Source organism: Rhizobium sp. SAFR-030 (genome assembly GCF_059415005.1).
On record NZ_JBPFDO010000003.1, the window covers coordinates 257,749 to 273,850 of the forward strand.

The following is a 16,102-nucleotide window of genomic DNA, read 5'->3' on the forward strand; positions in this document are numbered from 1 at the left end:
GACGATTCGCGGCCTTCGGACAGGGGCCGCAACGCGAGAGAGGGTACCAATGAAACTGAGACATCTCTTCGGGAGCGACTTCCCGGAGATCGAAAGCGCACTGGCGGGATCTGCCGGTGACATCGAGATCACCGGCATTTCCGCGGACAGCCGCAGGATCGAGCCCGGCATGCTGTTCGTCGCGATCGCCGGCAACAAGGCCGATGGTTCCGTATACGCCGAAGAAGCCGTTCGGCGCGGGGCTGCCGCGGTGGTGGCCAACCAGCCGGTTTCGCTTGCCGTCCCCGTCGTCGCTGTTGCCGATCCGCGGAGATTATTGGCGCTTGCCGCCGCACGCCTTTACGGCGACCAGCCGCAGACCATGGTGGCCGTCACCGGCACCGCCGGCAAGACGTCCGTCGCTTCATTCACCCGACAGATCTGGGCCCATGCGGGGCTTGCCGCAGCGCAGATCGGCACCACCGGCGTGATTTCGCCCACCCGCAACGAATACGGCTCGCTGACGACGCCGGACCCGGTGGCGCTGCATGCGCTGCTGGCCGAACTTGCGGGCGAAGGCGTGACGCATGCGGCGATGGAGGCCTCCAGCCATGGTCTCGACCAGCGGCGGCTGGATGGCGTGCGTCTGTCTGCGGCGGGCTTCACCAATCTCGGTCGCGACCATATGGATTACCATCCGACGGTCGAAGATTACATGGCGGCCAAGATGCGGCTGTTCGACGTGCTGCTGCCGAAGGGCTCCCCGGCAGTGATCTTCTCCGACGATCCTTGGTCGCGGCAGGCGGTCGAGGCGGCACAGGCCGCCGGTCAGGACGTGCGCACAGTGGGTCGTTCCGGCACCTATCTCAGCCTCAAGCGCGTCGAGCACTTCCGCCACAAGCAGATGATCGAGGTGCATGCCGAAAACCAGATCTTCGAAGTCGACATCCCGCTGGCCGGAGATTTCCAGATTAGCAATGCGCTGGTCGCTGCCGGACTTGCGATGTCCACCGGTGTTGACGCAAAGACCGCGATGGCGGGGCTCGAAAGACTGGTCGGTGCGTCCGGCCGGCTCGAGCTCGTCGGGCAGACGAAGCAGGGGGCGCTCGCCTATGTCGACTACGCGCACAAGCCGGAAGCTTTGGAAAACGTTCTGGGGTCGGTCCGTCCCTTCACCACCGGCAAGGTCGTCGTCGTGTTCGGCTGCGGTGGCGACCGCGACAAGGGCAAGCGCCCGATCATGGGCGAGATCGCCGCGAGGCTCGCGGACGTGGTGATCGTCACCGACGACAATCCGCGCTCCGAGACGCCGGCGACCATCCGTGCGGAGATCCTGGAGGCAGCACCGCAGGCGATCGAAATCGGCGATCGCGCCGCGGCCATCCGCGCGGCGGTTTCCATGCTCAACGCCGGCGATACGCTGATCGTCGCCGGCAAGGGGCACGAGGAGGGACAGACAATCGGGGCGACCGTGCTGCCGTTCTCCGATCATGTCGAGCTTCGCAAGGCATTGGAGGAGGCGTCACGATGAGTTGGTTGTGGACTACGGCCGAAATGGTCGCCGTCATGGATGGTCGGCCGTCCGGACAGACGCTTCCCGAGGGCATCACGGGCATCTCGATCGACAGCCGTTCGATTTCCCCCGGCGAAGCCTTCTTCGCCATCAAGGGCGATCGGGTGGACGGGCATGATTTCGCCACCACCGCTGTTGCCAATGGTGCGGCGCTCATGGTCGTCAGCGAGGCGAAGCTTCCGGCGCTCGGCCGCCTGACGGTGCCGATGATCGTCGTCGAGGACGTGCTGGTGGCGCTCGGCAAGCTGGCGGTTGCCGCCCGCGCCCGCAGCCACGCGCAGATCGTCGCCGTCACCGGTTCGGTCGGCAAGACGACGACCAAGGAGATCCTTCGCTCGGTTCTTTCACCATCCGGCAAGGTGCATGCGGCAGTCGCGTCGTTCAACAACCACTGGGGCGTGCCGCTGACGCTCGCCCGCATGCCCGCCGATACCGCGTACGGCGTGTTCGAGATCGGCATGAACCATGCCGACGAGATCCGGCCGCTGGTCAAGATGGTTCGCCCGCATGTGGCGGTCATCACCACCATTGCCGCTGCCCATCTCGGCCATTTCAAGAACCTCGACGAGATTGCCGCCGCCAAGGCGGAAATCTTTGAGGGCCTCGAGCCGGGCGGCGTGGCTCTGCTCAACCGCGACATCAAGCAGTACGGCTATCTCGAGCGTATGGCCCAGGAAGCCGGTGTCGAGACGGTGCTCACGTTTGGCCAGCACGCCAAGGCAGACTTCCAGCTCGCCGACTTCGAGGGAACGGCCGATGGCTCGACCATCTGGGCTGTCCTCGGCTCCGAGACTGTGGAAGTTCAGATCGGCGCGCCGGGCCGGCATATCGCCGAAAATGCCATCGCCTGCCTCGGCGTGGTGGCGCTGTTCGGCGCTAATCTCGAAGCTGCGCGCGCCGCACTTGCCGACATCCGGCCGGTCAAGGGCCGCGGCGAGCGGCATCGACTCGGGATCGGCGAGGGACATCTGACGCTGATCGACGAAAGCTACAATGCCAATCCCGCTTCGATGCGGGCGGCAATCGCGCTGTTGGCGGCGAGCGAACCGGAACTGACCGGCCGCCGCATCGCCGTGCTCGGCGACATGCTGGAGATGGGCGAGTTCTCAGGCCGCGTGCACGAGGAGCTCGCCGGTCCTCTGCTGGCGGCCGGCATCGAGCATGTCTGGCTTGCGGGTGCGGAAATGGCGGCGCTGCGCGATGCACTGCCGGACAGCGTGCAGGTGGAATATCGACCTGCTACGGCGGAACTGGTCGACCACGTCGTGCGCAGCGTCATTCCGGGCGATGTGCTGATGGTCAAATCCTCCCTCGGCCTCGGCTTCGGCAAGATCGTCGCCGCGCTTATTGACAACTATCCGGCATTGCCCGACAGGGAGCCCCAACTTTGACCGGCTTTAAGAAAGACCCAGCATGCTGATCTGGCTAGTGGAGCTCGCGGGCACCTTCCAAGTCTTCAACCTCTTCCGGTACATCACGTTCCGGACAGGGGCGTCGCTGTTCACCTCCGCATTGATCGTCTTCCTCTTCGGTCCGCAGATTATCGCATCGCTGCGCATCCGCCAGGGCAAAGGGCAGCCGATCCGCGCCGACGGACCGCAGACGCATTTCAAGAAGGCCGGGACGCCGACCATGGGCGGGCTGATGATCCTTGCGGGTATCGTCGGCGGCTCGCTGCTTTGGGCTGACCTCTCGAACGTTTATGTGGTGGCGACCCTGCTCGTAACGCTGGGTTTCGGCGCCATCGGCTTCTACGACGACTATCTGAAGGTCACCAAGCAGACCGACAAGGGTTTTTCAGGCAAGGCGCGCCTCGGCATCGAGTTCATCATTGCCGGCATCGCCGTCTACTTCATGATGCGGGTCTCGGTCGCCAATTCGCCGGCCGGCTCGACGCTCGGCACTTCGATCTCGTTCCCGTTCTTCAAGGACCTGCTCCTCAACATGGGCGTGTTCTTCATCCTGTTCGGCGGTTTCGTCATCGTCGCCGCAGGCAATGCCGTCAACCTGACGGATGGCCTCGACGGGCTCGCCATCGTGCCGGTGATGATTGCCGCCGCCTCGTTCGGCATCATTGCCTACCTCGCCGGCAACGCGGTCTTCGCCAATTACCTGCAGATCAACTTCGTGCCCGGCACCGGTGAACTGGCTGTCATCCTCGGCGCGGTGATCGGCGCCGGACTTGGGTTCCTGTGGTTCAACGCTCCGCCGGCCGCCATCTTCATGGGCGATACCGGATCGCTGGCGCTGGGCGGCCTCATCGGCTCCGTGGCAGTCGCCACCAAGCACGAGATCGTCATGGCGATCGTCGGTGGCCTGTTCGTCATGGAAACCATGTCGGTGATCATCCAGGTCGGCTTCTTCAAGCTGACTGGACGCCGGGTGTTCCTGATGGCGCCGATCCATCACCATTTCGAAAAGCTCGGCTGGACCGAAAGCCAGGTGGTCATCCGCTTCTGGATCATCGCCGTGGGTCTGGCCATGCTCGGCCTGTCGACACTGAAGCTGCGGTAGAGCGATGATCCCGGTCACGACGTTCTCGAATAGGAAGGTCGCGCTGTTCGGGCTTGGCGGGTCGGGTCTGGCGACCGCCAAGGCGCTGGTGGCCGGCGGGGCGGACGTCACGGCCTGGGACGACAATCCCGACAGCGTCGCCAAGGCGCAGGCCGAGGGCATCGCCACGGCGGATCTGCACGGCATCGACTGGTCATCGCAATCGGCATTCGTGCTGTCGCCGGGCGTGCCGCTCACCCATCCGAAGCCGCACTGGACGGTCGATCTCGCCCGCACCGCCGGCGTCGAGATCATCGGCGACGTCGAGCTTTTCGTCCGCGAGCGGCGGGCCCATGCGCCCGACTGCCCGTTCATCGCCATTACCGGGACGAACGGCAAATCGACGACGACGGCGTTGATCGCGCACATCCTGCGGTCGAGCGGCCGCGATACGCAGCTGGGCGGCAATATCGGCACCGCCGTGTTGACGCTCGACCCGCCGCAGGCGGAGCGGTTCTACGTTGTCGAATGCTCGTCCTACCAGATCGACCTTGCGCCGACGATCGACCCGACGGCCGGCATCCTGCTCAACCTGACGCCGGATCATCTCGATCGCCACGGCACGATGCAGCACTATGCCGAGGTCAAGGAGCGGCTGGTGGCCGGCAGCCGGACGGCGATCGTCGGGGTCGACGACAGCCATTCGGGCCTGATCGCCGACCGGCTGGAGCGGGCAGGCGTCGCAGTCACGCGGATCTCGCGCCGCAGCGTGCTGGCCGATGGCCTCTTTGCGCAGGGATCCGAAATCATTCTGGCCAAAGACGGCACCGCGGAAACGGTCGCAGACCTTGCCGGGATTGCGACCTTGAGAGGTTCGCACAACGCGCAGAACGCCACGGCCGCCATCGCGGCCTGCCTGTCCGTCGGCGTTTCGAGCGACGATATCCGACGCGGCCTGCAGAGTTTTCCCGGGCTGAAGCACCGGATGCAGCCGGTCGGTCGTGCGGGAGCGGTAACGTTCGTCAATGATTCCAAGGCGACCAATGCCGATGCCGCGGCACCGGCACTTTCGAGCTATGACCGGATCTACTGGATCGCCGGCGGCCTGCCGAAGTCCGGCGGCATCGCAAGCCTCGCGCCACTCTTCCCGCATATCGTCAAGGCATACCTGATCGGAGAGGCGGCGCCCGAGTTTGCCGCAACGCTCGGTGAAGCGGTGGCCTACGAGATCTCCGGTACGCTGGAGAGGGCTGTCGCCCATGCCGCGGCGGATGCCCAGGCTCACGGTGGCGACTGCGTCGTGATGCTGTCGCCGGCCTGCGCCAGCTTCGACCAGTTCAGGAATTTCGAGGTCCGCGGCGAGCAATTCGTGTCGCTTGTCGCAGGCCTGGATGGGGTGACCATGCTCGTCGAGCCGGAAAAGGGGAAGTGATATGGTAAGTCGCGCAGACAGGGGACCGCTCGCAGACTGGTTCTGGACCATCGACCGCTTCTTTCTGGCGACGTTCGTCCTGTTGATGGGCATCGGCTTCATGCTGTCGTTTGCCGCGTCGCCGGCGGTTGCGGAGCGCATCGGGCTCGAGCCCTTCCACTTCGTCAAGCGCCACGCTCTGTTCCTTGCGCCATCGCTGATGGTGATGATCGGCCTGTCGTTCCTGACGCCGCGCCAGGTTCGCCGCGCAGCCGTCATTCTGCTTGTGGCCTCAATCCTGATGATGGTGCTGGCGCTGTTCTTCGGCGTCGAGATCAAGGGCTCGCGCCGCTGGTTCTCGATTGCCGGCCTGTCGATCCAGCCTTCGGAATTCCTGAAGCCGGCCTTCATCGTCGTCTGCGCCTGGCTGTTTGCCGAGCACGCGCGTCAGCCGGAAATCCCCGGCAACCTGTTTGCCATCATCCTGTTTGCCATCGTCGGTGCGCTGCTCGTCGCACAGCCCGACCTTGGCCAGACGATCCTCACCAGCGCCGTCTGGGGCGCGATGTTCTTCATGGCCGGCATGCCGTGGATCTGGATCATCCTGCTTGGCGGCCTCGGCGTCGGCGGTCTGGTGTCGGCCTACTACATCTTTCCGCACGTTGCCGGCCGTATCGACCGCTTCATGACCGGCGAGGGCGACACGTTCCAGGTGGACACCGCCCGCGAGGCGATCATCCGCGGCGACTGGTTTGGCCAGGGACCCGGGGAAGGCGTCGTCAAGCGCATCCTGCCGGACAGCCATACCGACTTCATCTTCTCGGTGGCGGCCGAAGAGTTCGGCATCCTGTTCTGCATGGCGCTGGTGGCGGTGTTCGCCTTCATCGTCGTGCGCGGGCTCAGCCACGCCTACCGTGAACGCAACGACTTCAACCGCTTTGCCGTCGCCGGCCTCGTGCTGCAGATCGGCATCCAGTCGATGATCAATGTCGGCGTCAATCTCGAGCTGATGCCGGCCAAGGGCATGACCCTGCCGTTGATCTCGTATGGCGGCTCGTCGATGATTGCCATCGGCGTGACCGCAGGCTTCATCCTGGCGCTGACGCGTCACCGGCCGGAAAAGCGCGCCCAGGAGCGCAGCCTGTTCCGCGTTTCGCACGGCGTGCCGGCAGAATAGGGACCATATGAGCAAGGGACTTATCCTACTTGCCGCCGGGGGAACCGGCGGCCATCTGTTTCCGGCCGAGGCGCTGGGGCACGAGCTGCGCGACCGCGGCTTTTCCGTGCATCTGGTGACCGACAGGCGGGCGGAGAAACTCGCCGGGACATTTCCGGCGGACGAGATCCATGTCGTGCCCTCGGCCACCTTCGGATCCAAGAACCCGGTCGCGGTGCTGCGCGTGCTGCTGACCCTGTGGAAGGGCATGCGCACCGCCCGACGCGTGATCCAGCGGGTGAAGCCGCGCGTCGTCGTCGGCTTCGGCGGGTATCCGACGATCCCGCCGCTGCTGGCCTCGACCGGCCTCGGCGTACCGTCGATGATCCACGAGCAGAACGCGGTGATGGGACGCGCCAACAAGGCACTCGCCTCGCGTGTCCAGGCGATCGCCGGCGGCTTTCTGCCGGTCGCCGGTCCGCATGCGGCAAAGATCGTCGAAACCGGCAATCCGGTGCGATCTTCGGTGCTGGTGGCGGCCGAGAAGCCTTATGACACGCCGCTGCCGGGCGGCCCGCTGCGCCTTGTCGTGTTCGGTGGCAGCCAGGGTGCGCGCTTCTTTTCCGAGATGGTGCCGTCGGCAATCGCGCTGCTCGATCCGGCATTGCGCAGCCGCCTGGTGCTGACGCAGCAGGCGCGGCCGGAGGATGAGGCGGCGCTGAAGGCCGAATATGACAGGCTCGGCGCAACGGCCGAAATCGCTCCTTTCTTCTCCGACCTCCCGGTTCGGGTCGCCGATGCCCACCTCGTGCTGTCGCGGTCGGGTGCATCGACTGTCCTGGAGTTGGCAGTCGTCGGTCGACCGTCTATCCTGGTTCCGCTACCGCATTCGCTGGACGACGACCAGGGACATAACGCGCAGATCCTCGTCGAGGCCGGCGCTGCGCTGATGCGGCGGCAGCCGACCATCACGCCGGAAAGCCTGGCGGCCGACCTCACCGAATTGTTGTCGGATCCCGGTCGGCTTGCCGATATGGCGGCGGCGGCGAAGGGACGGGCGCGGACCAACGCCACGCAATTGCTCGGCGACATGGTAGAGGCTATGGCGAACGGCAAGACGATTGCAGAATTCAAAGGAGTGAAGGCATGAAGATGCCGAAGGCCATCGGCCTCGTCCATTTCATCGGCATTGGCGGCATCGGCATGAGCGGCATTGCCGAGGTGCTGCACAATCTCGGCCATCGGGTCCAGGGATCCGACCAGTCGGACGGCGCCAATGTCCAGCGGCTGCGCGACAAGGGCATTCCGGTGTTTGTCGGTCACCAGCCGGAGAACCTCGGCGAGGCCGAAGTCGTCGTCGTGTCGACGGCCATCAAGAAGAACAATCCGGAGCTCGTCGCGGCGCGTGAAAAATCGCTGCCGATCGTGCGTCGCGCCGAAATGCTGGCCGAACTGATGCGCTTCCGCAATGCGATCGCCATCGGCGGCACGCATGGCAAGACGACGACCACCTCAATGGTGGCGACGCTGCTGGAAGCCGGCGGGCTCGATCCGACCGTCATCAACGGCGGCATCATCAATGCCTATGGCACCAACGCGCGCATGGGCGAGGGCGAGTGGATGGTGGTGGAGGCCGACGAATCGGACGGTACCTTCCTGAAGCTGCCCGCCGACGTCGCGGTGGTCACCAACATCGATCCGGAGCATCTGGACCACTACGGCAATTTCGATGCGGTGCGGGCGGCCTTCCGGCAGTTCGTCGAGAACGTGCCGTTCTACGGCTTCGGCGTGCTGTGCATCGACCATCCGGAAGTGCAGACGCTTGTCGGGAAGATCGAAGACCGCAAGATCATCACCTACGGCGAGAACCCGCAGGCGGATGCGCGCTTTTCCAACATTCGCATGGAAGGTACGCGTGCCATCTTCGACGTGGAGATCCGTCGCCGGCGCACCGGTCGCGTGTTCACCTTCAATGATCTCGCCCTGCCGATGCCGGGTCGCCACAACATTTCCAATGCAACGGCTGCGATCGCCGTCGCCAATCGCCTCGGCATCTCGGAAGAGGCGATCCGCAAGGGCCTCGCCTCGTTCGGCGGCGTCAAGCGCCGCTTCACGCTCACCGGCACCTGGAACGGCGTTTCGGTATTCGACGACTACGGGCACCACCCGGTCGAGATCCGCGCCGTTCTGAGAGCTGCGCGCGAGAGCTGCCAGGGCCGCGTCATCGCGGTTCATCAGCCACATCGCTATAGTCGCCTTTCGAGCCTGTTCGAGGACTTCGTCACCTGCTTCAACGATGCCGACAGCATTGTCCTGGCACCGGTCTACGCGGCCGGCGAAGAGCCGATGGAGGGCATCAACTCCGAGACGCTGGTCTCGCGGATCCGCGCCGGCGGCCATCGCGACGCGCGCTACATGGAGAGCCCGTCGGAGCTTGCCGGCATCGTCGCCGGCATCGCCAAGCCGGGCGATTTCGTCGTTCTCCTCGGGGCCGGCAACATCACGCAATGGGCAGCAGCCTTGCCCAAGGAACTTGAAGGCATATCGGGACTGGGTTCATGAAGCAGGTGAATGGGGAAAAGCTGCTGGCCTCTCTGGGCCCGGGCGACAGTGCACTGCGCGGCCGGCTGACGCCGGATACGCCGATGGAGCGTGTCACCTGGTTCCAGGCCGGCGGTCTGGCTGAACTGATGTTCCAGCCGCACGATGCGGACGACCTTGCAACCTTCCTGAAGCTTCTGCCTGAAGACGTGCCGCTGACGGTAGTCGGCGTCGGTTCCAACCTGCTGGTGCGTGACGGCGGCATTCCCGGCGTCGTCCTGCGGCTCTCGGCTAAGGGGTTCGGGCAGTTGGAACTGGTCGGCGAGAACCGCATCATGGCCGGTGCCATCTGCCCGGACAAGCACATCGCCGCGATGGCGATGGACAATGGTGTCGGCGGCTTTGCCTTCTATTACGGCATTCCCGGGTCGATCGGCGGGGCTCTGAAGATGAACGCCGGCGCCAATGGTGGCGAGACGGCGGCGCGCGTCGTCGAGATCCATGCGATGGACCGCAAGGGCGAGCGTCACGTGCTGACCAAGGACGAGATGGGCTACAGCTACCGTCACTCGGCAGCGCCTGCCGACCTGATCTTCACGCATGCCGTCTTCGAGGGCTTTGCCGACGACCGCGCCAAGATCCGCGCCGAGATGGACGCAGTGCGTCATCATCGCGAGACGGTACAGCCGGTCAAGGAGAAGACCGGCGGATCGACGTTCAAGAACCCGGCCGGCCATTCCGCCTGGGAACTGATCGACGAGGCCGGCTGCCGCGGGCTGATGAACGGCGGCGCACAGATGTCATCCCTGCACTGCAACTTCATGATCAATATCGGCCACGCCACCGGCTATGACCTGGAATATCTCGGCGAGATGGTACGCCAGCGGGTGTTCGAGACCTCGGGGATCAAGCTGGAATGGGAAATCAAGCGGCTCGGCATCTTCATGCCGGGGCGTGAGGTGAAGCCGTTCCAGGGCGTTACGACCGAATAAAACGACGGACAGGTCCGTTCTTGGAGACGTGCGTTTCCTGAACGGACCTGGCTGACAGCAAGCGCCATTCCGAACTGTCTGACCACCTTCCCACTGCGAAAAAGCAGCACCGTCCTGCTTCATGAAGGCGCGGACACGCTCAGCGCATGGCGTCCGCAATGCGCAGCAGGGCCGCGTAGATGATCTCGGGATCGCTTGGCGCAACGGCGGCGCGGGCCAGCACTTCTGCATCTGCGACAATCTCATGAGCCGCCTTCAGAGCTGACCGCCCCGCCGGCGTGAGTTCCGTTTGGCGAATCCGGCCATTCTCCGGATGCGCCATTCGCTCGATGAGGCCGGCTTTCTCGAGCGTCACGATGATCGCCTGCATCGTCTGCGGCGTCACGAAGGCCCGCCGCGCCAGATCGGCATTCGACATGCCGGCACTGACTTCCAACCCGGCAAGCACCGAATATTGCGGCATCGTCAGTCCGACGTCCCGAAGCTGCGTGTCGAGGTGGCCGCGCAGCGCCTGCTGCGCGCGCTTCAGCGCATACCCGATCGAGCGGTAGGTATCGTCCTTCGGCGGATCCATCAGGCTGGACATATCAGGGCCCTTACATTATTAATGTCAGTACCCTGACATTATCGGTTCAGGCTTGAAAAGGATAGACAGCTCATGGCGCGACTCATCGGACCAGACTTCATCGGCATCCAGACGAAGGACCTGGAAGCGGCCCGTCGCTTCTACCAGGACGTTGTCGGACTGACGCCGTCGGCGAAAGCGCCTCCGGGTGCTGTCGTCTTTGAAACGCAGCCCATCCCGTTTGCCGTCCGCACGCCGATCGAAGACCTTGACGATACGCAGAAGCTCGGCGTCGGGATCGCGCTCTGGTTCGGCTGCGATGACGCCGACGAACTGCACGCGCATCTGTGCGAGCATAATGTGCGCATCGCTTTCCCGCCAAAGGACGGTCCGTTCGGACGGTACTTCGCCTTCGTCGATCCGTTTGGCTACACGATCACCGCGCATACCGTCTCGGCCTGAGCGAGATCTCGCATGGAGCGTTCCTGGCCTATCCGCCATGAAAAAAGCCCGCGAGGCCAATGGCTTCGCGGGCTTTCCCGTCAGTTCGATTCCGGCTGGACTCAGACTTCTTCCTTGCCCGACAGCAGGATGCAGGCGAGCGTAATGACTGCCGACAGGCCGAGATAGTAGCCGACATAGGTCATGCCGTAGGTGCCCTGCAGCCACGTCGCGATATAGGGCGCCAGCGAGGCGCCGAAGATTCCGGCGAAGTTGAAGGTGATCGATGCACCGGTGTAGCGCACGGCCGTCGGGAAGGGTGCAGCGAGCGCCGTTCCGATGAGGCCGTAGGTCACGCCCATCAGCGCCATGGAGGCGGCCGAGAAGACGAAGATCATCGTTTCGCCGCTGGTCATCAGCGTCGGCAGTGCGAACGAGAACAGCCCGATCAGTACGGTGACGCCGATCAGCAGCTCACGCCGTCCAACCCGGTCGGCAAGCTTGCCGGCAATCGGGATGAACAGGCCAAAGACGATCGAGCCGAGAAGCTGGACTTCCAGCGCATCGACGAACGGGATCTTCAGGACCTTGACGTTGTAGGAGAGCAGGTAGGCCGAGCCGATGTAGAAGAGCACGAAGGTGGCGAGCGCCACGAACGTGCCGAGCACCAGGCTGCGCTTGTACTTGCGGAACAGCACCGCGACCGGCACGGCAACGCGCTCATGGCTGTCGATCGCCTTCTGGAAGGCCGGCGTCTCGGTGATCGAGAGGCGGACCCAGAGACCGACGACGATCAGCAGCGTCGAGGAGATGAACGGAACGCGCCAGCCCCAGCTGAGCAGCGCCTCCTGAGACATCACGTGCAGCAGCAGCCAGAAGATGCCAGAGGACAGGAAGAGACCGAGCGGCGCGCCGAGCTGCGGGAACATGCCGTACCAGCTGCGCTTGCCCGGAGGCGCATTTTCGGTTGCGAGCAACACGGCTCCGCCCCATTCGCCGCCGAGGCCGAAGCCCTGGCCGAAGCGGCAGACGGCCAGAAGCAGCGGCGCGATCACGCCGATCTGCTCGTAGGTCGGCAGAAGGCCTATCACCACCGTCGAGATGCCCATCGTCAGGAGTGCCGCGACAAGCGTCGTCTTGCGGCCGATGCGATCGCCGAAGTGGCCGAACACGATGGCGCCGAAGGGACGGGCGAAGAAGGCGATGGAGAAGGTTGCAAAAGAGGCGAGGAGGGCGGTCGTCGGATCGCTGTTCGGGAAGAAAAGCGTCGGGAAGACCAGCACCGCGGCCGTCGCATAGACATAGAAGTCGAAAAACTCGATCGTCGTGCCGACCAGACTGGCCGTCAGGACTTGTGCAGGTGAATTCTTTGCAACAGGTACCAACGGCTCGGCGGACGACGACACGGTGTGCATCGCTTGGGTCATTTTGTTATCCACTGAGGTTCTAAAGCGGATCTAAAAGAAGGTCCGCGCGCTCCTTAGCGTAATTTTCAGAACGCGCAAACCCTCATTCTGCCTTGGTTCGCGGGCGATCCGAGCCGGGCAGAGGGCAGCGTAGCGTGCCGCCACCAGCGTGAAGTTAACGAAAGTAAACGATTCATTAACCATGTCTGCTCTCTAATGAACCTGCGCAGGAATCAGGTTGACGCAAGCGCCGGGGCTTAAGTCCCGTCATTTTCGAGGAGCGTTTCGATGAGTGGTAGGCATGTGGCAGTTCTGATGGGCGGGCTTTCCTCCGAGCGTCCTGTCAGCCTGTCGTCCGGTGCCGCCTGCGCAGAGGCCCTCGAGGCGGAAGGTTTTCGCGTAACGCGGGTCGATGTCGGCCGGGACGTCGCAGCGGTTCTGGCAGACCTTAGGCCTGACGTCGCCTTCAATGCCCTGCACGGACCCTTCGGCGAAGATGGCGCCATCCAGGGCATCCTCGAATATCTGCAGATCCCCTACACCCATTCGGGCGTCCTGGCCTCCGCGCTGGCGATGGACAAGTCGCGGGCGAAGGCAGTTGCGGCCGCTGCCGGGATCCCCGTGGCGCCGGGCCTCGAGCTCGACCGCCACGCGATCGGTGCCGAGCATCCGATGGAGCCGCCATATGTCGTGAAGCCGGTCAGCGAAGGCTCGTCCTTCGGCGTGGTGATCGTTCGCGAAGGGCAGTCGCACCCGCCGCAGGTTCTCGGTTCCGCCGACTGGCGCTACGGAGACCGGGTGATGGTCGAGCGGTATGTCGCCGGCCGCGAACTGACCTGCGGTGTGATGGACAACCAGGCACTCGGCGTAACCGAGATCGTGCCGCTGTCCGGCACCTTCTACGACTATGATGCAAAGTACGCCGCCGGTGGCTCGAAGCATGTCATTCCGGCAGATATTTTACCAAATATTTACCAAAAGATTCAAACACTGGCAGTCAAGGCGCATCAGGCGATGGGGTGTCGGGGAGTGAGTCGTTCGGACTTCCGCTTCGACGACCGGTTCTCCGAGGATGGCGAGCTGATCTGGCTCGAGGTCAACACCCAGCCGGGTATGACTCCAACCTCCCTGGTGCCTGAAATGGCGGCGCATGCCGGCCGTGGCTTTGGTGATCTCGTCCGCTGGATGGTGGAGGACGCTTCGTGTTTGCGGTGATTGGTAAACGTGGGCCTGCCGCCGGCAGCCGCCCGACGCATGCTGCAATGGGATCCGACGAGCGGATGGTTCTGCCGCGCCCGATGCGGCGCGTCGTGCGCTTCTGTGTATCGCTGGCGACCGGCCGTATTCATGTTCCGGCTCATGCGGGCACGGTTTCCGTATTCGCCATGTTCGGCATTGTGGGCCTCTACGGCATGTCGCTTGGCGGTCACGCAAAGGATGTTGCTCAGGCCACCACGTCAGCTGCCGGCTTTGCCATTGAAAAGGTTATGGTCTCCGGCAATGCCCAGACTTCCGAAATCGACATCCTGCAGCTCCTCGGCCTGGATGGCACGACCTCCCTGGTATCGATGGACGTCGAGGCCGCACGGCTGAAGCTTTCCGATCTGCCCTGGGTCGAAAGCGCCGAGGTTAGGAAGCTCTATCCGCGCACCATCGAGGTGACGCTGAAGGAGCGCGAGGCGTTCGGCATCTGGCAGCACGGTTCGGAACTGTCGCTGATCGAGAAGGACGGATCGGTCATCGCGCCGCTGCGCGACAACAAGTTCGCGTCGCTGCCGCTGTTCGTCGGACGCGACGCCGAGACTGCGGCCGCCGTCTTCGACAAGGAAATGGAAAAGTGGCCGGATATCCGTCACCGGGTCCGCGCCTATGTGCGCGTCGCCGGCCGTCGCTGGGATCTGCATCTGGACAACGGCATCGTCATCAATCTGCCGGAAGAAAAGGTCGACGAGGCGCTTGGCCTTCTGTCGCGTTTCGAGGCCCAGGAGGGTGTGCTGGAGCGTGATATCGCAGGAATAGATCTGCGTCTGGCCGACCGCACGACGGTTCGGCTGACCGCAGGTGCCGCCGAGCGGCGGGGAGAGGCGCTGGCGGCACGTGCCAAGGCGCTCAAGAAGGCGGGAGGCCAGACGTGAGCTTGTTCAGTTCTTCCGGTTTGGGTTTGCCGCGCTTGAAGCCGCTGCCGTCGAAGCGTTCGCATGTGGTGTCGGTACTGGATATCGGCTCCAGCAAGATCGTCTGCATGATCGGCCGCCTGACGCCGCGCAAGGAAAGCCAGATCCTGCCGGGTCGCACCCATAACGTCGAGGTCATCGGCATCGGTCACCAGCGTTCGCGGGGCGTCAAGTCTGGCGTGATCGCCGATCTCGACGCGGTCGAAAGCGTCGTGCGGCTGGCCGTCGATGCTGCCGAGCGGATGGCGGGTCTTACCGTCGACAGCCTGATCGTCAACGTTTCCGCCGGCCGTCTGACCAGCGACGTCTACACCGCGACCATCGATCTCGGCGGCCAGGAAGTCGAAAGCTCGGATCTGCGCAAGGTGCTGATGGCGGCAAGCCACCAGTCGCTCCGTCAGGATCGCGCCGTGCTGCATTCGCTGCCGACCGGCTTCTCGCTGGATGGCGAGCGGGGCATCCGCGATCCGCTCGCGATGTACGGCGACCTGCTGGGCGTCGACATGCACGTGGTGACCGCCGAACGGGCGGCGCTGAAGAATATCGAGCTCTGCGTCAACCGCGCTCATCTGTCCGTCGAGGGCATGGTGGCGACGCCTTACGCAAGCGGCCTTGCCGCTCTCGTCGACGACGAGGTCGAACTGGGCTGCGCCGCCATCGACATGGGCGGCGGCACGACAACGATCTCGGTGTTTGCCGAAGGCAAGCTCGTGCACACAGACGCGATCGGCCTTGGCGGCCATCACGTGACGACCGACCTGGCGCGCGGCCTTTCGACCCGTATCGAGGACGCCGAGCGGATGAAGGTGGTTCACGGTTCGGCAATCGCTTCTGCCGCCGACGAGCGCGACCTTATTTCCGTCCCGCCGATCGGCGAAGACGACCGCGACCAGCCGACTCAGGTGCCGCGCGCGCTGGTGACCCGGATCGTCCGGGCGCGTCTGGAAGAGACGCTCGAACTGATCCGCGACCGGATCCAGAAGTCCGGGTTCAGCCCGATCGTCGGAAAGCGCGTCGTGCTGACCGGCGGTGCAAGCCAGTTGACCGGCCTGCCGGAAACGGCGCGCCGGATCCTGGCCCGCAACGTTCGAATCGGCCGGCCGATGGGGGTCTCCGGACTGCCGACGGCAGCCAAGGGCCCGGCCTTCTCCACGGCAGTCGGCCTGATGATCTATCCGCAGGTGGCGGAAATGGAAACACATGCCGGGCAGGGCGGTCTCCTGACCGGGTTCGGAACAGGCAATAGCCGCATCGCCCGTGTCGGGCAGTGGCTGAAGGAAAGTTTCTGACGCATTAGCTTCGGGCAAGGGTGTCGGCTTAGGTTTAGAGAATTGGCCAGCTTGGCGAGGCGGCCAGAGAAAGAAGGAACGG

The 16,102-nt window shown here is 64.3% G+C and carries 14 protein-coding genes; 12 read left to right on the plus strand and 2 right to left on the minus strand.

Features of this window, described 5'->3' with window-relative positions:
• Positions 1 to 49: 49 nt before the first annotated feature.
• From ACR65N_RS10785 to murB, 8 genes are read left to right on the plus strand one after another with little or no spacing between them, the layout of a single operon-like run.
• Complete coding sequence (locus ACR65N_RS10785) at positions 50 to 1,510, plus strand: UDP-N-acetylmuramoyl-L-alanyl-D-glutamate--2,6-diaminopimelate ligase (RefSeq protein WP_440457003.1); 1,461 nt, start codon at positions 50 to 52, stop codon at positions 1,508 to 1,510.
• A complete protein-coding gene (locus ACR65N_RS10790) occupies positions 1,507 to 2,943 on the plus strand; it encodes a UDP-N-acetylmuramoylalanyl-D-glutamyl-2,6-diaminopimelate--D-alanyl-D-alanine ligase (protein WP_440457004.1) in 1,437 nt (478 codons plus the stop codon). The genes ACR65N_RS10785 and ACR65N_RS10790 overlap by 4 nt, the downstream gene beginning before the upstream one ends.
• A gap of 22 nt (positions 2,944 to 2,965) precedes the next feature.
• Positions 2,966 to 4,066 (plus strand): phospho-N-acetylmuramoyl-pentapeptide-transferase, encoded by a 1,101-nt coding sequence (gene mraY / locus ACR65N_RS10795; RefSeq protein ID WP_430303997.1) that lies wholly within the window; start codon positions 2,966 to 2,968, stop codon positions 4,064 to 4,066.
• Positions 4,067 to 4,070: 4 nt separating this feature from the next.
• Positions 4,071 to 5,477 (plus strand): UDP-N-acetylmuramoyl-L-alanine--D-glutamate ligase, encoded by a 1,407-nt coding sequence (gene murD, locus ACR65N_RS10800; RefSeq protein WP_430303996.1) that lies wholly within the window; start codon positions 4,071 to 4,073, stop codon positions 5,475 to 5,477.
• Position 5,478: 1 nt separating this feature from the next.
• Positions 5,479 to 6,633 (plus strand): putative lipid II flippase FtsW, encoded by a 1,155-nt coding sequence (gene ftsW, locus ACR65N_RS10805; protein ID WP_430303995.1) that lies wholly within the window; start codon positions 5,479 to 5,481, stop codon positions 6,631 to 6,633.
• Positions 6,634 to 6,640: 7 nt separating this feature from the next.
• Positions 6,641 to 7,762, plus strand: a complete 1,122-nt coding sequence (gene murG, locus ACR65N_RS10810) for an undecaprenyldiphospho-muramoylpentapeptide beta-N-acetylglucosaminyltransferase (protein WP_440457005.1) — start codon at positions 6,641 to 6,643, stop codon at positions 7,760 to 7,762.
• Positions 7,759 to 9,174, plus strand: a complete 1,416-nt coding sequence (murC, locus tag ACR65N_RS10815; RefSeq protein ID WP_440457006.1) for a UDP-N-acetylmuramate--L-alanine ligase — start codon at positions 7,759 to 7,761, stop codon at positions 9,172 to 9,174. Before murG ends, murC begins: the two co-directional genes overlap by 4 nt.
• On the plus strand, positions 9,171 to 10,145 hold the full coding sequence (murB, locus tag ACR65N_RS10820) for a UDP-N-acetylmuramate dehydrogenase (protein ID WP_440457007.1): 975 nt from the start codon (positions 9,171 to 9,173) through the stop codon (positions 10,143 to 10,145). Before murC ends, murB begins: the two co-directional genes overlap by 4 nt.
• A 139-nt stretch (positions 10,146 to 10,284) precedes the next feature.
• Here the strand turns inward: murB and ACR65N_RS10825 are convergent, their stop codons facing one another.
• On the minus strand, positions 10,285 to 10,731 hold the full coding sequence (locus ACR65N_RS10825) for a MarR family winged helix-turn-helix transcriptional regulator (protein ID WP_440457008.1): 447 nt from the start codon (positions 10,729 to 10,731) through the stop codon (positions 10,285 to 10,287).
• 72 nt (positions 10,732 to 10,803) lie between these two features.
• Between ACR65N_RS10825 and ACR65N_RS10830 the strand changes: the two genes are divergently transcribed.
• Positions 10,804 to 11,172 carry a VOC family protein gene (locus tag ACR65N_RS10830; RefSeq protein ID WP_440457009.1) on the plus strand — a complete coding sequence of 123 codons (369 nt, stop codon included), beginning with the start codon at positions 10,804 to 10,806 and terminating at the stop codon, positions 11,170 to 11,172.
• A 101-nt stretch (positions 11,173 to 11,273) separates the two neighbouring features.
• Here ACR65N_RS10830 and ACR65N_RS10835 read toward each other — a convergent pair whose 3' ends face one another.
• Positions 11,274 to 12,578: an MFS transporter gene (locus ACR65N_RS10835; protein WP_430303987.1), complete on the minus strand. Its 1,305-nt coding sequence runs from the start codon at positions 12,576 to 12,578 to the stop codon at positions 11,274 to 11,276.
• Positions 12,579 to 12,845: 267 nt separating this feature from the next.
• Between ACR65N_RS10835 and ACR65N_RS10840 the strand changes: the two genes are divergently transcribed.
• The 3 genes from ACR65N_RS10840 to ftsA are packed head-to-tail and all read left to right on the plus strand — an operon-like array spanning position 12,846 to position 16,020.
• Entirely contained in the window at positions 12,846 to 13,772 is a 927-nt protein-coding gene (locus ACR65N_RS10840; RefSeq protein WP_440457010.1) for a D-alanine--D-alanine ligase, read from the plus strand.
• Complete coding sequence (locus tag ACR65N_RS10845) at positions 13,760 to 14,692, plus strand: cell division protein FtsQ/DivIB (protein ID WP_440457011.1); 933 nt, start codon at positions 13,760 to 13,762, stop codon at positions 14,690 to 14,692. Before ACR65N_RS10840 ends, ACR65N_RS10845 begins: the two co-directional genes overlap by 13 nt.
• A complete protein-coding gene (gene ftsA / locus ACR65N_RS10850; protein ID WP_430303983.1) occupies positions 14,689 to 16,020 on the plus strand; it encodes a cell division protein FtsA in 1,332 nt (443 codons plus the stop codon). The genes ACR65N_RS10845 and ftsA overlap by 4 nt, the downstream gene beginning before the upstream one ends.
• Positions 16,021 to 16,102: the final 82 nt, after the last annotated feature.

Bases quoted from the DNA above. Each gene is read 5' to 3' on its own strand.
- ACR65N_RS10785 (WP_440457003.1), top strand. From the start codon at position 50: ATGAAACTGAGACATCTCTTCGGGAGCGACTTCCCGGAGATCGAAAGC.
- ACR65N_RS10790 (WP_440457004.1), top strand. From the start codon at position 1,507: ATGAGTTGGTTGTGGACTACGGCCGAAATGGTCGCCGTCATGGATGGT.
- mraY (WP_430303997.1), top strand. From the start codon at position 2,966: ATGCTGATCTGGCTAGTGGAGCTCGCGGGCACCTTCCAAGTCTTCAAC.
- murD (WP_430303996.1), top strand. From the start codon at position 4,071: ATGATCCCGGTCACGACGTTCTCGAATAGGAAGGTCGCGCTGTTCGGG.
- ftsW (WP_430303995.1), top strand. From the start codon at position 5,479: ATGGTAAGTCGCGCAGACAGGGGACCGCTCGCAGACTGGTTCTGGACC.
- murG (WP_440457005.1), top strand. From the start codon at position 6,641: ATGAGCAAGGGACTTATCCTACTTGCCGCCGGGGGAACCGGCGGCCAT.
- murC (WP_440457006.1), top strand. From the start codon at position 7,759: ATGAAGATGCCGAAGGCCATCGGCCTCGTCCATTTCATCGGCATTGGC.
- murB (WP_440457007.1), top strand. From the start codon at position 9,171: ATGAAGCAGGTGAATGGGGAAAAGCTGCTGGCCTCTCTGGGCCCGGGC.
- ACR65N_RS10825 (WP_440457008.1), bottom strand. From the start codon at position 10,731: ATGTCCAGCCTGATGGATCCGCCGAAGGACGATACCTACCGCTCGATC.
- ACR65N_RS10830 (WP_440457009.1), top strand. From the start codon at position 10,804: ATGGCGCGACTCATCGGACCAGACTTCATCGGCATCCAGACGAAGGAC.
- ACR65N_RS10835 (WP_430303987.1), bottom strand. From the start codon at position 12,578: ATGACCCAAGCGATGCACACCGTGTCGTCGTCCGCCGAGCCGTTGGTA.
- ACR65N_RS10840 (WP_440457010.1), top strand. From the start codon at position 12,846: ATGAGTGGTAGGCATGTGGCAGTTCTGATGGGCGGGCTTTCCTCCGAG.